Below are 1,558 nucleotides of genomic sequence, written 5' to 3' on the forward strand. Positions count from 1 at the left end.
TCGCCGAGCCTGGCGACGGCATCCAGCGCCAGCTTGCGTCCTTCCGGGGTGGTGATGTCGGTGGCCACCGCCACCACGCGCCGGCCGTGGCGCGCGCGCAGGTCCGCCGCCGCCTTCTCCAGCGCCTCGGCGCCGCGCGCCACGATCACCACGTCCACGCCTTCGGCGGCCAGCGCGTCCGCGCAGGCGAAACCGAGGCCCTTGCTGGCGCCGCACACCAGCGCATGCTTGCCGCGCAATCCTAGATCCATCTCGTCGACTCCTTGTTGTGTCATCGAGGCGGCTGCCCGCCCCTGTTGTTGGCCATGCCTTGTGTCTTCTAGCCTGCCCGCGCCGGTTCGCGCCGGCGCGCCGACAGCAAATATATCCCGCCCATGACCAGCGCGCTGCCGGCCAGTTGCACGCCGGTGATCGGCTCGCCCAGCAGCCAGAAGCCGAGGAACAGCGTCGACACCGGGCCCAGCATGCCGGCCTGCGACGCCATCGGCGCGCCGATGCGCGCCACCGCGATCATCGTCAGCGACACCGGCATCACCGTGCACAGCACCGAGTTCACCAGCGACAGCCACATCACGGGCGCCGGCTGCAGCAGCGCCGCCACGGGGCGCCCCAGCACGACATACTGCACGATGCAGCAGGCGGTGGACACGCACATCGCATACGCCACCAGCCGCAGCGAGCCGATGCGCTGCACCAGCTCGCCGGACAGGATCAGGTAGATGCCGTAGGTCAGCGCGCTGCTCAGCACCAGCGCAGCGCCCAGCCAGACCCCGCTGCCGCTCACGTCCAGATCATGCGCGAAAACCAGCACGATGCCTATATACGCGAGCAGCAGCGACAGCCATTGCCTGGGGCTGATGCTGCGCTTGAACACCACGGCGCTGGTCAGCAGCACGAACGACGGCGTGAGGAACAGGATCAGCCGCTCCAGCCCGGCGGTGATGTACTGCAGGCCGAGGAAATCGAGGAAGCTCGACAGGTAGTAGCCGATGAAGCCGAGGAAGACGATGCGGCCGCGGTCGGCCCAGGACAGCGCCGGCAGCCGGCGCGACTGCCACCAGCCGATCGCCATGAACAGCGGCACGGCGAACAGCATGCGCAGCGTGATGACCATGACCGCGTCGACGTCGTAGCGGTACATCAGCTTGGCGACGATGGCCTTGCAGGAAAACAGCACGGCGCCGATGGCGGCCACGGCGAGGCCGCTGCGCTGGGAGGGTGGCTGGGAAGCGGGCTGCGCGGGAGCCGCGATGCGGGAAAGTGGGGATGCGGGCACGGGGGCGGACTGGATGGGACACGCCGCGCGCCGCCGGAGGCGGCTCGGGCAGGACGCGAGCCATTGTATGCGAAAAGAGGCAAAGGCTGCGGACGCCGCCCGCGCCGGGCCGCGGCGGGCGGCAGCGGACGCGGCGGCGCGGGCGCGGACCCGGCCGAGGCGGCGCTGGCAGCCTTCGCCAAACTGCCGTAAGCTCGCCGGTCGGCACGCCCGCCCGCGTGCCGCATAAGAAAAACCAAGGAGCACACATGACGGCAGCATCCCTCTTTCCCTCCCTTTCGC

At 70.0% G+C, this 1,558-nt stretch carries 2 protein-coding genes; both read right to left on the reverse strand.

Annotated elements, in window-relative coordinates; all coding sequences use genetic code 11:
• On the reverse strand, positions 1–251 hold a 251-nt coding region (locus K206_RS40420), incomplete at its 3' end, for an SDR family NAD(P)-dependent oxidoreductase (protein ID WP_155888418.1).
• A gap of 68 nt (positions 252–319) precedes the next feature.
• Complete coding sequence (locus K206_RS0135900) at positions 320–1,276, reverse strand: DMT family transporter (protein ID WP_081651636.1); 957 nt, start codon at positions 1,274–1,276, stop codon at positions 320–322.
• Positions 1,277–1,558 lie beyond the last annotated feature (282 nt).

It is taken from the genome of Cupriavidus sp. WS (assembly GCF_000395345.1).
GTDB classification, from domain to species: Bacteria; Pseudomonadota; Gammaproteobacteria; order Burkholderiales; family Burkholderiaceae; genus Cupriavidus; species Cupriavidus basilensis_B.